Raw genomic sequence first — 14,419 nt, forward strand, 5'->3', positions numbered from 1 at the left:
AAGACACCGAATGAGTGAAAGCCGCGGCTTCAGCTATGCAATCGTGCTGGCCGCGGCTTTCCTGCTCTGGATTCCGGTCGCGCTGTTCGGGGCGGGCGGCTATTCTGCCCTGCTGGCCCTGGCGGCCATTCCTGCCATCTTCTTCGTTCGTTACCGCAGCTTCGGCTGGCTTTCAGCCGCTATTCTCGCGCTTGTCGTCTGGGCCGCGATTTCCACCCTTTGGTCAGCGGAGTCCGACGCCATCGTTTCGGGCGACCTTGCCGAGGGCAATTTCGGCGTGAATGCCGCCGGCCTGCGCATTGTTCTCACCGCGCTTGCCAGCCTGCTTGTCATCGGCGCCGGCCTTCGTATACGCGGGCCGAACAGGATCGCCCTGGGCGTCATCCTGCTGGTCATCACCCTGCACGGAATCAGCATGCTGCTGATGGGAATTTTCCCCGATACGGCACTTGGCCTGTATGCCCCCTTCAGCGATCCGGTCCGCGAAGCACCGCAGAATATCCTGCGCAGCACGAACGCCTTTTCGCTTGCCGTTCCCGTCCTGATCGGGGCGGCCTGGATGCTGCCCAGTCCATGGCGGTTCCTCGCATCGGGCTCAGCCTTCCTGCTGGGCGTCATGACCTTCCTGCTTGTGAGATCCGACGTCGCCCTGCTCGGGTCCATCCTCGTCCTGCTGGCCATCGGGACGGTGTTTCTGTTCCGGCAGAACGGGCTGCGAATTCTGCTGGGCGTCGTCGGCGCGGCCATCATTGCTGCCCCGGTCATCCTGCCGGCTGCAGCCCCGGTTGCGGTCCGCAACGAATTGCCGCTGCCATCCTCGACCAAGTCGCGCATCTTCGCCTGGTCGCTGGCTGCAAAGAAGGTGCATGAGCGTCCGTTTGTCGGCCACGGCATCGAGGCATCCAAGGAATGGCGCGAAACCTTTGCTGACGAGCCGGAACTGCTTGCACTGATGCGCCAGAGCACCGACCTGACCGACATCCCCTGGGAGAAGTACCGCATCCTGCCGGGCCACCCGCATAATATGGGCCTGCAGCTCTGGGCCGAAACGGGCCTGGTCGGCGTGATCCTGGCGTGTACGGTCCTGCTCCTGCTGGCGCTCGCCCTGCCGCCGCCGTCCAGCCTCGGCATGCCGGTCACGATTGCGGCCGCCGGCCTGATCGGGGCGGGTTTTTCCCTGTTCAGCCTGTCCTACAGCCTCTGGAATGAAGCCTTCTGGGCAACCGTCGTCCTTGTCGCAGCTGCGATTGTCCTGCTTTACCGCCAGAAGCCGCAAGCATGAGCCCGCCATCTGTCACTGCCATCGTCGTCACCTATCATACCGGTCCGAGACTACGCGAATGCCTCTATGCCCTGATCGGCTGCCCCGATGTTTCGGCGATCCGGATCGTCGACAATGGCAACCCGCCCGGCATGTCTCAGTGGCTTCAGGATTTCACGGCCCGGCAGGACCGGGTCACACTGATTGAGCCGGGCGCAAATCTCGGTTTCGGAAAGGGTGTCAATCTCGCCTGCGAGGAGGCGCCGGCGGGCTTCCTCCTCCTGGTCAATCCGGACGCGGTGATCAAGCGTGACGCCGTCGCGGCCATGATCGCGGCTGCCGGCCCGCTGCAGCGTCCCTGGATCGCCGGTGGCAAGATCTTTGGCCTCGATGGCCAGGAAGGCCGCGGCGCCCGGCGGCGTGAATTGACGATGTGGCGGGCGCTGTCCAGCGCGGCCGGGTTCGATACGTGGAACCTGAACCAGTCGCCTGCGCCCGACGGCCCCGTGCCGGTTGGCGCTGTGTCTGGCGCCTTTCTTCTGACCGACACTGAGAGCTTCCGCCAGCTGGGCGGCTTCGATGAAGCTTACTTCCTGCATGTCGAGGATGTCGACCTTTGCAGACGGGCAAGAGAGGCCGGCGGCGATGTGATCTACTGCCCGGATGCCGGCGCGCTTCACTATGGCAGCACCTCGGACGTTTCCTCAAAACTGGTCGCGCGGCACAAGGCTGAAAGCCTCGGCTACTATTTCCGCAAATTCTCTGGCGGCCCGCTGTCGCGCTGGACGGCGCGGTTCGCCCTCACGCCCTTGCTGAAATGGCTGCTGCCCGCCGTCGCGCGGGACTGATCAGGGCTGGAAATTGTTCTCGCCCGGGGCTTGTGCGTCGGGATCAGCACGCCGGACGATTGACGAGACAAGCGGCGTGAATTCACGCCAGTCATATTCGGTCAGCTTGAAGGCCCAGCCCTCGGCCCGGTCATTGATGGTCTGGGCCCGGCGGGCGCCCTCGCCTGCCTCAACCGCCCTCAGCGTCACCCAGAAGCCACCCGGTTCGCGCCAGGCGCGCAGGTCGATCTCGAGCCCGTCATGGGTCTCGGTGATGTGGCGTGCGACCGGCCGGCTCGTCAGTTCACTCGCGGGCTTCACGTCAATCGGCGTCAGCCTGGATATGGCAAGCGCTGGCGTCGAAGCGGCAAGGCGGCTGCGCAGCCGGTCATTCTGGTAAGGCGGCGCTGGCGAGAAACTCCGCGCGCCGCTACCGGGCGACCGGGTGAGATAGAGGCTGGTGCGCGTCGAATCCGTGAGCCGGACAGCCGAGATGGCCGACGGGTCGATATCGATGATGTCGAGGTCCAGCCAGGCTTCGCGCGTATAGAGCGGCGGCAGGTCTCCCTCGACGCGGAACGACACGTTCTCACCCGGCTCCCGCGCATAGAGAAACTCGTTCCGCCGGCCGGTTATGATCTCTGCCGTTTTCGATCCGTTGGTGGCGAACACCTCGATCAGGACGCCATTGCCGCCGTCACGCGGGTCACCGAGCCCGATGCGGCCAAACCGGGCAGGATCGGAGGTGCGCCGTTCCCCCCATGTCATCGTTTCGAGGCCTTCAGCCAGCGTGGTCAGCCGGTCCTCGCGCACCGGATAGCCTCCCGTCTCGGCCATCACCCACTGCCCGTTCCGCTGTTCCAGCGTGTAGCTCAGCTCGTCCATCGTGAAACGGATCGCGCCTGTATCGCTGCGCACGGCGGAGAAATTCTTCAACACCGGCTCTCCGGTGCGCGGGCTGGTATCATTCTCGGACGGCGCAAACAGGCTCATCAAGAGCAGGAAAATCCACAGTCCGGCCGCGATGATGGAGAGGACCTCAATCGTCCTGCGTCTGCGTGTGTCGAGGGTTGCGCTCATGCGATCCCCCTCTGCCTGCGGCGCCACCAGACAAGGCCAGCAAGCAACGCGACAAGGATCGGCCCGCCAAAGATGTTGATGAATTTCAGCCAGCCTTCGAGCCCGTCAATCTCGCGGCGGAAATCACGCTCGATGGCCCGAAGCCGAGAGCGCGTGTCGATAATGTCCTGGCGCAGGCGGGCCAGTTCGAGGCGCTCATCCTCGGTCAGTGTGGCTTCGATATCGCCGCTGAAAAAGCCATCTGAAGTTCCCCGCTGCTGAAGCTGCTCCAGACGGCTCTGCGACTCGACCAGCTTGCCTTCGAGCCGCGCCTGTTCATCGAAAAAGCGCTCCTGGGCGTCGTCCCGCATGGCCTCGACCCGTGTCATCGGCCGGCGCGACGATGCCCGCGCACGAAGGCTGAGCAGGCCCGCATCGCCCGACAGCACATCCAGCGCGTTCATCAGAAAGGCACCATTGTCAGCGAACGCCGTCGCCGAACTGAGATCAACATACAGGCCGTCATCCACCATGTCGGCATCGGAGACGACCAGGATTTCAGCGTCGCGCTCGCTGCTGGAAACGTGCGGCAGTGCCTCTTCCGCTGCCGCGCGCGCAAGTTCCGCGAGCACCGGGTCGTCAGGCATGTCCGGCTCGGGACGCCCATCCGAAAAAGCAGAGACAAGGGCACCATGGACACGCACAGCCAGCGGCACCGCCTCATCGAGCGGCGAATAAAGCTGCAGGGTCTCCTGCGCAGACAGGTCGGTTACGGCTTCATCGGCGGGGATCCAGGATGGCGCCGGCCCTGTCTGGATGAGCACCTCCTTGTCGATCGGCGACTCCGCATCAAGCAGCAGGCCGCCCGGCGCGCCGAAATTCACAGACCGCGACAGGTCTGCCGTGATCAGGCTGCGCGTCGGCATGAGCGAGGGCGTTGCAGACAGGTAGAGCGGGTGCCGGATGACATTGGTCCGCCCTTCGCCGGCAGGCGCCTGGATAGGCAGCGCGCTTTCAGTATCGGCAAGCGCTTCCTCGGAGAGGTGCAGGCCCCAGACATCGCCAAACGGGCCAAGGTCGGAGCGGACCTGCCGGCCGGCCATGCTGGCAAGGTCGCTTCCGCGCGAGGTCTTCGCGGCCGCGTCCACGAGAATGATGGCCCGGCCCTTTCGGAGGATGAACTGGTCGACCAGCCACAGCTGCCAGTCATTCATCTCGGGCGGATGCACCATCATCAGCACATCCATGTCCTCCGGAAGGGAGAAGAAGTCCTCGTCTATCGGCTCAAGCTCATAGCCCTTGGCCAGTTCCTGCAGGAAAGTATAGCCGCCCGTGTCGCCCGTGCCGCTCATGCCCTGAAGGGTCGACAGGACGCCGACCTTGGGCGGCTCGGGCCGGTTGAGCCGGGCGATCATGCGCGTCAGGTCATATTCGAGCGTTTCTTCCTGCTCGGGCGCGAGGAACGGGATGACACGCTGGTCATCGACCGTGTTCTGACCGATGAGGCCGAAATAGAGCGGGTCGCCACTGTCGGAATTCACCGCCGTGATGCCCGCCGCCAGAGCCTCGTCCTCGGCTTCGGAGAAGGGCTCGGGGTCGATCTCGCGGATACGCAGGTCCGGCCCGGCGACGGCCTTGTAGGCATCCAGCAGCTCGCGCACGCGGGTCGCATAGGCCCGAACGGCCGGGAACTCCTGGCCGACGCGGCGCGTGTAGACAAAGGTAAGGTCCACCGGTTCCTCAAGCTCGGTGAGAACCGACTTTGTGCCCTTCGACAGGGTGAACAGGCTGTTCTCCGTGAAGTCGATGCGCGCGGTCCGGAGCAGCGGCTGCACGATCAGTGTCGCAGCGACGAAGATCACCGCGATCAGGGCCGTTGCAGCGGCGAGATAGGTCCGGGAACTCATCGCGCTCCGCTCCGCCGCTGGCTGACCCACAAGACGTTAAGCGCAATCCAGAGCGCGATAACGCCGATGAAGTAGAGCAACGACCGCAGTTCCAGGACGCCGCGCTCGGCCGTCTCGAAATGGGTGAGGAAGGAGAAGGTCGCGACAACTTCGCCGATGCCGGTCCCCAGCGCATTGGATACAGCGCCGAGTACCATCGGCCATCCGGCCGCCGTGAAGATGAAGGCAGCGACGACGCCGACGACATAGGCGAGGACCTGGCTGGACACCAGCGAGGACACAGCCGCGCCGATCGCCAGATAGGCGCCGGCCATGATGAGGCTCATGAAATAGGAAAGGAAAATGGCCGTATTGTCCGGCGCGCCGAGGTAATTGACGGTCAGCCACATCGGAAAGGTCAGCAGGAGCGTGACAAGCGCGACCGTCCAGGCCGCCAGAAGCTTGCCAATGGCAAGGCCGGTAATGCTGACCGGCAGCGACATGAGGAGCTCGGACGTGCCACTGGCCGCTTCGTCCGACCAGAGACGCATCGACAGTGCCGGCAGGAAGATCATGTACAGCCAGGGATGCCAGTAGAAGAAGGGCTCCAGGTCAGCTGCGCCGGTATCGAAGAATCGCGAGGCCTCCCATGTGAAAAAGCCGAGCATCATCAGGAAGATGGCGATGAACACATAGGCGAGCGGCGTTGCGAAATAGGCGCGCAACTCACGCGCATAGCTTGCGTGTGCACCGGTCAGCGTGTCCTTGAACCACTGGCTCATGCAGCATCGGCCTCCGCCGTGCCCGCCAAGGTGATGAAGGTTTCCTCAAGGCCGCCCGGCGACTGGCTGGCCAGACTTTCCGGCGTGCCATCCGCAACAACCTTGCCCCGGTCGATAATAATGGCGCGGTTGCACATGGCCGGAACCTCTTCCAGCGTATGCGTGGAAATCAGGATCGCCTTTTCGGGCGCCATGCGGGCAATCAGCGCCCGAACGGCCCGCTTCTGGACCGGATCGAGACCGTCTGTCGGTTCGTCCAGAACAAGCACGTCAGGATCGTTGAGCAGCGCGCCCGCCAGTCCGACGCGGCGTCGATAGCCCTTGGACAGAGTCGCGTTGCGGCGCGAGGCAACATTGGCGATTCGCGCATCTGCGATCACCCGGTCGATGGCGCGCTTGCGCTCGGCCCGGTCAAGGTCATAGGCCGTCGCCATGAAATTCAGGAATTCGACCGGTGTCATGTCCGGATAGAGAGGCGCGCCTTCAGGCAGGAAGCCGAGCCGGCGCTGGGCCTCGCGCGGGGCGGTGATGATCGAGTGTCCGGAAATCAGGACATCGCCCTGGTCGGGCTCTATGACGCCGGCCACCATACGCATGGTCGTCGACTTTCCGGCGCCATTCGGACCGAGGAACCCGAGCACTTCGCCCTTGTTCAGGCTGAATCCCACTTTGTCGACAGCGATGTGTTCGCCGAAAGACTTCACGAGATGCTTCAGTTCAAGCATGGCGGGACCCGCTGGCGTTCGCAGAGGACCACTGAGTAAACGTCTCGCAGGAGGCTGGCCAGAGGCTGTTTGCGCAAATCGCAGGCAGAGCGCTCAAGGTGAAGGGAATTTCACCTGCGAGGGCCTGACGCGGCTTCGATTTAAGGGAAGGATGTCGGGTATTGGTTGAACAAGCTCCCCGGGGGGCTGGGGGGGCTGATGGGTCCGGGATGCCTGCTAGACACCAACACCCGACTATTGCAAGGTGAATGTAATCGGCGGCGCTCGCAAGGCGAGAATGCGGCTAAATCCTGTTCTTCGCATTAAAAATGCGACAGGATGAGATGGCGGTAGAAAATGGGAGCGTAATCTCACTTTATGGGAAGCCTGACAAGACTGCAGCCCGGTCCAGCACCCAAGGTTGCCTTTCATCGAACCGAAATGAGCCGAATCCTCGACGTTTACGGTCGAATGGTCATGTCCGGGCAGGCCAAGGACTATGCGATTGGCATGCATGCCGATCACGCCGTGTTCGCCATTTTCCGCCGGCATGCAGAAGCGCCCACCTGGCGGATCGAGAAAGTCCCGGCGCTGCGCAACCAGCAGGGCGCTTACATTGTCTATGGAAGCCAGGACCAGGTTCTCAAGCGCGGACATGACCTCGGCCAGGTCCTTCGCGTCTTCGAAACACGGCGCTTTGAAGTGATCAACGGACGGGCAGACTGAGCCGGCGCTACCGGCCTGCCAGGCGCTGCAGGAAACCGAGAACTCCCGTGAACTTCAGCCCGCCTTCGCTGACGGCGAGCACAAGACATGGACCGTCGTCGTCGGCCACAGGCTGGTGGGTATCAGCCGGGGTCTGCCGTGCGATGTCACCGGGGCCGTAGCTTGCGCCGTCATCGCTGAATCCACCATGCAGGACGAGGCTGAACTCATCACCATGGTGCGAGTGGCGTGGCACGGAGGCGCCAGGGTCGAGCCGATAAAGATGAGCGTGCACCGAAGGGTTGCTTCCCAAGTCCAGCCGCTGGACGCCGCCCGTCAGGCGTTGCCACCCTTGCGCTTCGCAGGCCTCGAGCGCCTTTTCGCGCAATGGCTCCGGCAGGTTCAGCAGCTCCTGCAGCCCCGCGCCGGCGCTTTTGGCCGCGCGCACGGTGCGGTCCTTGCCATCATCAATTGCATCGATCGCGCGCAGCGCTGATTCGAAGGCATTGGGCGACATCACGGTCGGCTCTTCGTCTTCCAGCATCGCTCCGGCAATCGCCTCCGACAGGTCGAGGTCGCGGCGGATGTCTGCGCGGATCGCCGCCTGCGTCTCGACCATGAGCGCAAAGGCCGGGCTCAAGCGGCCTGCGGCATAGGCGCTATAGAGTTCAGATACATATGGCGGTTCTGCGGATGACACTTTACGGGCTCACTGACAGTCTGACGAAAGGCTATATAGCCGATATTGCCGAGATCGCGTTTTCGTCAAGGCTGAACGCCTCCACTTATCACACTCTTCAGCTTATTCGGCGTTCAGCCGGCCGCGCAATTTGTTGAAGGCAAGACGGATACGGGACTTGACCGTACCTAAGGGCAGGTCGAACGCTTCGGCTATCTCCGAATGCGAGAGGCCGTCATAGAAAGCCGCCTTGAGGAGATCGAGTTGCTCATCTGGCAGCGTTGCCAGCTGCTCGCGCACGGACGCTTCGATCTGGGACCGGTTCAGCGATTCTTCCGGGGCGGCCTCCCCGGCTGGCTGCAGCATGGGTTCGTCGGGCGAAAGTTCAGGCTTGGCCGATTTGCGGAACAGGTCGATCTGCCGGTTACGGGCGATCCGGAATATCCAGGTCGAAACCGATGCCTGGCTTTCATCGAACTGTCCGGCCTTGCGCCAGACCGTCAGCATCACGTCCTGAACGACTTCTTCTGCCCCGGCGTCTTCAGCGCCCATGCGCTTGAGATAACTCTTGAGTCGGGGCGCATAGTATTCGAACAGCCGCCCGAACGATGTCCGGCACTGTTCCTCGGCGATCCTTCGCATGCAAGCTGTATGGATCGCACGGTCGCTACTGGCGCTATCAATTCTCGCTAAGGTCAAGACCCGTCCACGCGCTTCCGATCAACACTATACATCACATTCTGGGGGCAGTACGCAACCTTTTGGGGCAAAAATGGTTTTCACCACACGTCATGCGTTCTGCCAAAATTCAGCCTTAACTTTCCTGCAGTTTCGACCCGTTAAATCCCTCCTGGATGTTCGAACCCAAATCAGCCCTCATGATCCGCAGCACACTCACCAGCCTATTCCTTCTCTCCGGAACCGTTGCACTGACAGCAGCCGCAGCGCCTACGGCGATTGGCCGCTATGATGACTGGACGGTGTTCACGGAAACCGTGAACGGCGAGACCCTTTGTTATGCGGCGACAGAAGCAACCGACAAGGCGCCCAAAGCGGCTGATCACGGAGATGTGTGGTTCTTCGTGTCGAATTGGAAGTCCGGAAAGGCACGCAGCCAGCCGAGCCTGAAAGTCGGATACGAGCTGCGCGCCGACCTGCCAGCCCGCGCCTCGGTCGGGCGGTCCGGCTGGACGTTGTACGGCGTCGGTCAGGAAGCCTTTGCCGAAGACCAAGACGATCCACGTCTCGTCTCGGCCCTGCGGCGCGGCAGCGAGCTGCGCGTCGAGGCCGTGTCCGCACGCGACACCAAGGTTTCCTACCATTTCTCCCTGTCAGGATCGGCCAACGCGATCGACAAGGCCTCGGCGCTCTGCCGTTAGGCGCCGACAGACTCCCGCACGATTTCCAGCCCGGGCAAGGAGCCGTCCTCCCGCCAGGCCTTGAGGATGGAGAAATACTCCATCGACCCGCCGCCATAGAACGAATTCTGGCGGGCGCGCGCGGCGATCTGGCCTTCATTATTGTAATAGCCGGGCGTGCATTCAGCGAGGAATTGCTCGCGCATCTGTGCCTTGTCGATGATCGTCTCGACCCATTTGGACTGGGCTTGCGGCGTTGGTTCGATCTGGACGATACCCTCATCCAGTGCCCGCGACAGGAGATAGGAAAGGTGTACAGCCTGTTCGTCGAGCTGGTGAGGATAGTTCGCCGTAAACGCCGCCTGGGCCCCGCCCATCACGAAGACGTTGGGGAAATCGCGGACGAATATGCCGTGCAGGCTCTCGACACCATCTTCCCATGCGTCCGACAGGGCTTTTCCGCCCCGCCCGTACAATTCGTAGCCTGAACGGCGTGTATAGGAAGTGCCAACCTCGAAGCCTGTCGCGTAGATCAGGCAGTCGAGCTCATATTCCTTGCCATCGACGACGACACCTTTCTCGGTGATGCGGTCGACGCCCTGTCCATTCGTGTCGACGAGCGTGACATTGTCGCGATTGAAGGTGGCAAGGTAATCGTCATGGAAGCATGGGCGCTTGCAGAACTGGCGATACCAGGGCTTCAGCGCCTCGGCGGCCTCCCGGTCAGCGATCACTTCGTCGACCCGCGCGCGGATCGATTCCATCTTCTTGAAGTCCGCGAGTTCCGCGATCTCCTGAAGCTTCTCAGGTGACATTTCCTCGCCATTCTGGTCGGCCGCAATGAACAGCAGATTGCGGATGATGTCGGTCCAGCCATCCTGCACCAGGTCCTCGGCCTGATAGCCGCCGGAGACGAGGATGTTGAAATTGTCCATCCGCTTCTTCTGCCAGCCCGGCTCCAGCGAGCGTGCCCAGTCCGGATCGGTCGGCTTGTTGTCGCGCACATCAATCGAGCTTGGCGTTCTCTGAAAGACAAAGAGCTCCTTGGCGCCCTCACCGAGATGCGGCACGCACTGAACAGCCGTCGCCCCCGTGCCGATGATGCCGACGCGCTTGTCCTTCAGCCCGTCAAGGCCGCCGTCAGGCCCGCCGCCGGTATAGTCATAGTCCCAGCGGCTGGTATGGAAGGTGTGGCCCTTGAAGTCCTGAATGCCGGGGATGCCAGGCAGCTTCGGGCGGTGCAGCGGGCCATTCGACATGATCACGAAACGCGCCTTCATTGCGTCGCCGCGATTGGTCGAAACGGTCCAGCGCTTTGCGGCCTCATCCCAGTCCATACGCGTGACTTCCGTCTGGAACAGGACGTCGTCATAGAGATCATAATGCTCAGCGATGCGCGCGCTGTGGCCGAGAATCTCGCGCGCCGGAGTGTATTTCTGCGCCGGCATGAAGCCCGTCTCTTCGAGCAGCGGGAGGTAGATGTAACTCTCGATATCGCAAGCGGCGCCAGGATAGCGGTTCCAGTACCAGGTCCCGCCGAAGTCGCCGCCCTTCTCGATCATGCGGATGTGCTTGATCCCTGCTTCGCGCAGCCGCGCGCCCGCCAGGAGTCCGCCAAATCCGCCGCCGATCACGATGATGTCCACCTCGTCGCTCAGCGGCGCGCGGTCGATCTCTTCATCGATGTAGGGGTCCTCGATATAGCCCGCATACTCTTCGCGGATCTCGACATATTGCTCATTGCCATCGGCGCGCAGCCGCTTGTCGCGTTCTGCCCTGTATTTTTCACGCAGTGTGTCCGGATCGAAGTCCAGACGGCCAGCATTGCCGTCAGCCATTGTATTTCCTCCCGTCGAGGGCCCTTGCGGCCTCTTATCTGTTCGCTGCAGTGGCAGTGCCGTCTAATTCTTAGATTTCCGGCAAGGACATGCTATGTGCAGCGCAATGAAACATGATCTGGACCTTTCACGCCGCGTCAAGGCAAGTCCTTCTGCGCCTGCGAACCTCGCAGGCCTGTCGCTGCCTGCCCTGAAAGCGGAGATGGAAGGCTTGGGCCTTGATCCGAAAAAGGCCGGCATGCGGGCCAAGCAGCTGCGGCGCTGGATCCATCATTTCGGCGTGCAGGACTTTTCCGGCATGACCGATATCGCCAAGGAGCTTCGCGCGGAACTGGCCGAAAAGTGTGTCCTGACGCGCCCTGAAATCGCCGAGCACAAGGTCTCGGTCGACGGCACCCAGAAGTGGCTGACCCGCTTCCAGCCGGGCGTCGAGGGCGAAAGCGTCTACATCCCGGATGTCGGCCGTTCCGGCGCGCTCTGCGTTTCAAGCCAGGTCGGCTGCACGTTGAACTGCACCTTCTGCCACACCGGCACCCAGAAGCTGGTGCGCAATCTGACCGCGCAGGAAATTGTCAGCCAGGTGCTGATTGCGCGCGATGAATTGCAGGAGTGGCCGAGCTCGACCGAGAACCGCAAGCTCACCAACATTGTCTTCATGGGCATGGGCGAGCCGCTCTATAATCTCGACAATGTCGCAGAGGCCATCGACACGATATCGGATGGCGACGGCATCGCACTTGGCCGCCGGCGGATTACGGTCTCGACCGCGGGGGTCGCCCCGAAGATTCCCGAGCTTGGCGAACGCACCGGCGCCATGCTGGCCATTTCACTGCACGCGGTGCGCGACGACCTGCGCAACGAAATCGTGCCGATCAACAGGAAGTATGATCTGAAGACGCTGTTCGAGGCGATCCGCGCCTATCCCGATCTTGGCAACTCCAAGCGGGTTACGTTCGAATACGTCATGCTGAAGGGCGTCAACGACTCGCTGGCCGAAGCGCGCGACCTGGTGAAGCTGCTCAAGGGCGTGCCCGCGAAGATCAACCTGATCCCGTTCAACCCCTGGCCGGGCTCTCCCTACGAGTGCTCGGACTGGGAGACGATCGAGAATTTCGCAGAAATCGTGAACCGGGCTGGCTATGCATCGCCGATCCGCACGCCGCGCGGCCGAGACATTTTTGCCGCCTGCGGACAGCTCAGATCGGAAAGCGTCAAGAAGTCTGCGGCGGAGAAACGCCGCGAAGCGCTGGCCGCCGATTCCTGATCCCTGCTGCTTATGGTGAATCCGGGATTTACCCGGACCCGCAAGACTCCATGAAAACCTTCGATCCGCTTTCGCGATTCATAGAGAGAAGCCTGCGATAAGCCCGCTATTCAAGGTTTGTGGGGGCACAGGTGTCAATTCTTTCTCTTTTGCAGACGCGTCCGATGCAGGCGTCGCTCACCGCTGCGCAGGGGCCAAAGGCCGATGCATCCCGTACACAGGACACCGCCGCGAAAGACCCCCAGCCAATCTCGGCTGGACCGCCGCCTGCTCTGGTCGACAATGCGCGGAAATGGACACTCATGGTGACTCCGGCCCGGGAGGATAGCCCGGCTGACGAGACCATTGAGCAGGTCCTCGACGAGGACACGCAATCGGCACTGGTCCGGGCCAGTAGCAACGAACGCCTGGACATGCCGCGCATGAGTGCCTCCCTCGCCAGCGCCCTGATCACGCTGAATGCAAAACCCTCGAGCATGGCCCACTTGCTGGAGGGTGCCGAAGACGGCCCCGGCCTCGTTGAGCGTGCCTATTCTCAGCTCGGCAGCGTGGCTGGACAGGGACCGGCCTCTTTCGCGGCCTACAACAAATCCGCCTGATGACGGGTCAGGCGGTTTGGTGCTCGGCCGCGCCTGCATCGCGCGCGTACAAGCCCTGAACGAGATTTCTCACAAAGGCGATATGGCTGCGCAGGTGGTAGACTTCCTCGGTATAGGAAAGCGGAACGTCCAGTTCCCCCACTTCCTTCTGGAGTTCTGAGACCTCACCGAGGACCTGGTCGCGTTCGTCATTGGTGGTCGCCGCCCGGCCACGCGCTTCAAGTTCGCGCAGATCCTTGTACCAGATGTAGATCTTCCGGCGCACCTGCCAGCGGTAGATCGGCGGCGCGACCCGGACCAACGGGATCATCAGCGTGATCAGGGGGATCAGGAAGACCCAGGCCCGCTCCAGGAAGTTGGCGAGATGGAACGAGAAATAATTGCGCAGGAAGGACGGCCCGTTCTTCCAGTAGCGTTCGGCCTCTCCGGACAGCGGCATGTCGATGAGGGACTTGTCCGGAAAGGCCCCGGCGGGCGCAAAGGCAGAATTGCCCGAATGGATGTCTTCCGACGCCTCGAGCAGCAGCGACTGGATCGCCGGATGCAGGTCCTTGTTCACAGCAAGCTGGGCCACTGATGCGATCAGCGGAATGTCTGCGGAGGGCACGTCACGCTCCAGGTCGAGAATGCCGCGATAGAGCGTCACTTCATCGAGGGCTGAAGTCCGACGCGCCAGAGCCGGTGCCCGGTCGAATGGCAGCAGCCGGATGCCGGGCGTTTCCAGAAGGTCGGCGATATAGGGCGCATCGATGGAAGCGGAGAAAGCCGCGGCATCGAGGTCGCCCGCCTTGAGTGCACTGGCCGCAGCCAGCCCGCTGGGCGTGCTCCTCGAAGTCGGCGTCCAGTCGCCGCCCCATGTTTCCTGCAGGTCGACTGCCAATGCGCGTGTGCCTGACCCTTCGCCGCCAATGGCGAGACGGACCGTCCTGAGATCGCCGAAATCATCGGCCGGGACACCCTCGCGCACGAACACCCAGAAGGGCTCGTGGAACATGCCGGCCAGCGAGCGCAGCGCTTCGCGGTTTTCAGGCCCGGCCAGCCCGCCCTGGATGAAGGCGATGTCTGCCTTGCCGGTCATCAGCAGGTCGAGGTTTTCGATCGATCCGCGCGTTTCCAGCACGTCCACTTCAACGTCATTTTCGGCGAGGGCGGCCTTGTATTGCTGGGCCAGCGAATAATAGGCCCCGCCCGATCCGCCGGACGCGAACGTGACCTTTTTCGGCGGCGCGGGGTCGATCAGGGACAAGGCCAGCCAGATGCTCGCGATCAGCACCAGCGCGAGCGGCGCATAAACCTTCAGAGCGTCTTTCATCTTCTTGTCCATGCGCAAGGGCCCACCTAGACCGCAACCCTAGCGCGGCGCTTGCGGGTTCGTCGAGTGTCCCGAATGCCTCCATGGCGCCTTCGCCTGCGGCACGCTGAAGCAAATGCAGGCAAATGACCGCAATTTGAGTCGT

At 62.5% G+C, this 14,419-nt stretch carries 14 protein-coding genes; 6 read left to right on the forward strand and 8 right to left on the reverse strand.

Annotated features, from left to right (window positions below; translation table 11 throughout):
• The first annotated feature begins 10 nt into the window (after positions 1 to 10).
• Together D1223_RS05840 and D1223_RS05845 are read left to right on the forward strand one after the other, a co-directional pair.
• Positions 11 to 1,282 carry an O-antigen ligase family protein gene (locus D1223_RS05840; protein ID WP_119375490.1) on the forward strand — a complete coding sequence of 424 codons (1,272 nt, stop codon included), beginning with the start codon at positions 11 to 13 and terminating at the stop codon, positions 1,280 to 1,282.
• The gene (locus D1223_RS05845; RefSeq protein ID WP_119375491.1) at positions 1,279 to 2,109 is read left to right on the forward strand and encodes a glycosyltransferase family 2 protein; all 831 of its coding nucleotides are present in this window, start codon (positions 1,279 to 1,281) and stop codon (positions 2,107 to 2,109) included. Before D1223_RS05840 ends, D1223_RS05845 begins: the two co-directional genes overlap by 4 nt.
• Here the strand turns inward: D1223_RS05845 and D1223_RS05850 are convergent, their stop codons facing one another.
• The 4 genes from D1223_RS05850 to D1223_RS05865 are packed head-to-tail and all read right to left on the reverse strand — an operon-like array spanning position 2,110 to position 6,540.
• Positions 2,110 to 3,168: a DUF4340 domain-containing protein gene (locus tag D1223_RS05850; RefSeq protein WP_119375492.1), complete on the reverse strand. Its 1,059-nt coding sequence runs from the start codon at positions 3,166 to 3,168 to the stop codon at positions 2,110 to 2,112.
• Entirely contained in the window at positions 3,165 to 5,054 is a 1,890-nt protein-coding gene (locus D1223_RS05855; protein ID WP_119375493.1) for a Gldg family protein, read from the reverse strand. The genes D1223_RS05850 and D1223_RS05855 overlap by 4 nt, the downstream gene beginning before the upstream one ends.
• Positions 5,051 to 5,815 carry an ABC transporter permease subunit gene (locus D1223_RS05860; protein WP_119375494.1) on the reverse strand — a complete coding sequence of 255 codons (765 nt, stop codon included), beginning with the start codon at positions 5,813 to 5,815 and terminating at the stop codon, positions 5,051 to 5,053. Before D1223_RS05860 ends, D1223_RS05855 begins: the two co-directional genes overlap by 4 nt.
• Positions 5,812 to 6,540 (reverse strand): ABC transporter ATP-binding protein, encoded by a 729-nt coding sequence (locus D1223_RS05865; protein WP_119375495.1) that lies wholly within the window; start codon positions 6,538 to 6,540, stop codon positions 5,812 to 5,814. Before D1223_RS05865 ends, D1223_RS05860 begins: the two co-directional genes overlap by 4 nt.
• Before the next feature lie 357 nt (positions 6,541 to 6,897).
• Between D1223_RS05865 and D1223_RS05870 the strand changes: the two genes are divergently transcribed.
• Positions 6,898 to 7,245 (forward strand): DUF2794 domain-containing protein, encoded by a 348-nt coding sequence (locus D1223_RS05870; RefSeq protein ID WP_119375496.1) that lies wholly within the window; start codon positions 6,898 to 6,900, stop codon positions 7,243 to 7,245.
• Positions 7,246 to 7,252: 7 nt separating this feature from the next.
• Here D1223_RS05870 and D1223_RS05875 read toward each other — a convergent pair whose 3' ends face one another.
• The gene (locus D1223_RS05875; protein WP_119375497.1) at positions 7,253 to 7,924 is read right to left on the reverse strand and encodes a ChrR family anti-sigma-E factor; all 672 of its coding nucleotides are present in this window, start codon (positions 7,922 to 7,924) and stop codon (positions 7,253 to 7,255) included.
• A gap of 102 nt (positions 7,925 to 8,026) precedes the next feature.
• On the reverse strand, positions 8,027 to 8,545 hold the full coding sequence (locus D1223_RS05880) for a sigma-70 family RNA polymerase sigma factor (protein ID WP_119375498.1): 519 nt from the start codon (positions 8,543 to 8,545) through the stop codon (positions 8,027 to 8,029).
• Positions 8,546 to 8,781: 236 nt separating this feature from the next.
• Between D1223_RS05880 and D1223_RS05885 the strand changes: the two genes are divergently transcribed.
• Positions 8,782 to 9,282 carry an invasion associated locus B family protein gene (locus D1223_RS05885; RefSeq protein WP_233349493.1) on the forward strand — a complete coding sequence of 167 codons (501 nt, stop codon included), beginning with the start codon at positions 8,782 to 8,784 and terminating at the stop codon, positions 9,280 to 9,282.
• Here the strand turns inward: D1223_RS05885 and D1223_RS05890 are convergent.
• Complete coding sequence (locus D1223_RS05890) at positions 9,279 to 11,099, reverse strand: flavin-containing monooxygenase (RefSeq protein ID WP_119375499.1); 1,821 nt, start codon at positions 11,097 to 11,099, stop codon at positions 9,279 to 9,281. The genes D1223_RS05885 and D1223_RS05890 overlap by 4 nt on opposite strands.
• Positions 11,100 to 11,205: 106 nt before the next feature.
• Between D1223_RS05890 and rlmN the strand changes: the two genes are divergently transcribed.
• Both rlmN and D1223_RS05900 read left to right on the forward strand, forming a co-directional pair.
• Positions 11,206 to 12,363, forward strand: a complete 1,158-nt coding sequence (gene rlmN, locus D1223_RS05895) for a 23S rRNA (adenine(2503)-C(2))-methyltransferase RlmN (protein ID WP_119375500.1) — start codon at positions 11,206 to 11,208, stop codon at positions 12,361 to 12,363.
• Between the two features lie 131 nt (positions 12,364 to 12,494).
• The gene (locus tag D1223_RS05900; protein WP_147372696.1) at positions 12,495 to 12,962 is read left to right on the forward strand and encodes a hypothetical protein; all 468 of its coding nucleotides are present in this window, start codon (positions 12,495 to 12,497) and stop codon (positions 12,960 to 12,962) included.
• A gap of 7 nt (positions 12,963 to 12,969) precedes the next feature.
• Here D1223_RS05900 and D1223_RS05905 read toward each other — a convergent pair whose 3' ends face one another.
• Positions 12,970 to 14,274: a TAXI family TRAP transporter solute-binding subunit gene (locus D1223_RS05905; protein WP_233353057.1), complete on the reverse strand. Its 1,305-nt coding sequence runs from the start codon at positions 14,272 to 14,274 to the stop codon at positions 12,970 to 12,972.
• Positions 14,275 to 14,419: the final 145 nt, after the last annotated feature.

It is taken from the genome of Henriciella mobilis, assembly GCF_003576285.1.
GTDB classification, from domain to species: Bacteria; Pseudomonadota; Alphaproteobacteria; order Caulobacterales; family Hyphomonadaceae; genus Henriciella; species Henriciella mobilis.

Excerpts from the sequence above, each read along its gene's own strand:
- D1223_RS05840 (WP_119375490.1), top strand. The coding sequence starts at position 11 with ATGAGTGAAAGCCGCGGCTTCAGCTATGCAATCGTGCTGGCCGCGGCT.
- D1223_RS05845 (WP_119375491.1), top strand. The coding sequence starts at position 1,279 with ATGAGCCCGCCATCTGTCACTGCCATCGTCGTCACCTATCATACCGGT.
- D1223_RS05850 (WP_119375492.1), bottom strand. The coding sequence starts at position 3,168 with ATGAGCGCAACCCTCGACACACGCAGACGCAGGACGATTGAGGTCCTC.
- D1223_RS05855 (WP_119375493.1), bottom strand. The coding sequence starts at position 5,054 with ATGAGTTCCCGGACCTATCTCGCCGCTGCAACGGCCCTGATCGCGGTG.
- D1223_RS05860 (WP_119375494.1), bottom strand. The coding sequence starts at position 5,815 with ATGAGCCAGTGGTTCAAGGACACGCTGACCGGTGCACACGCAAGCTAT.
- D1223_RS05865 (WP_119375495.1), bottom strand. The coding sequence starts at position 6,540 with ATGCTTGAACTGAAGCATCTCGTGAAGTCTTTCGGCGAACACATCGCT.
- D1223_RS05870 (WP_119375496.1), top strand. The coding sequence starts at position 6,898 with ATGGGAAGCCTGACAAGACTGCAGCCCGGTCCAGCACCCAAGGTTGCC.
- D1223_RS05880 (WP_119375498.1), bottom strand. The coding sequence starts at position 8,545 with ATGCGAAGGATCGCCGAGGAACAGTGCCGGACATCGTTCGGGCGGCTG.
- D1223_RS05885 (WP_233349493.1), top strand. The coding sequence starts at position 8,782 with ATGATCCGCAGCACACTCACCAGCCTATTCCTTCTCTCCGGAACCGTT.
- D1223_RS05890 (WP_119375499.1), bottom strand. The coding sequence starts at position 11,099 with ATGGCTGACGGCAATGCTGGCCGTCTGGACTTCGATCCGGACACACTG.
- rlmN (WP_119375500.1), top strand. The coding sequence starts at position 11,206 with ATGAAACATGATCTGGACCTTTCACGCCGCGTCAAGGCAAGTCCTTCT.
- D1223_RS05905 (WP_233353057.1), bottom strand. The coding sequence starts at position 14,274 with ATGAAAGACGCTCTGAAGGTTTATGCGCCGCTCGCGCTGGTGCTGATC.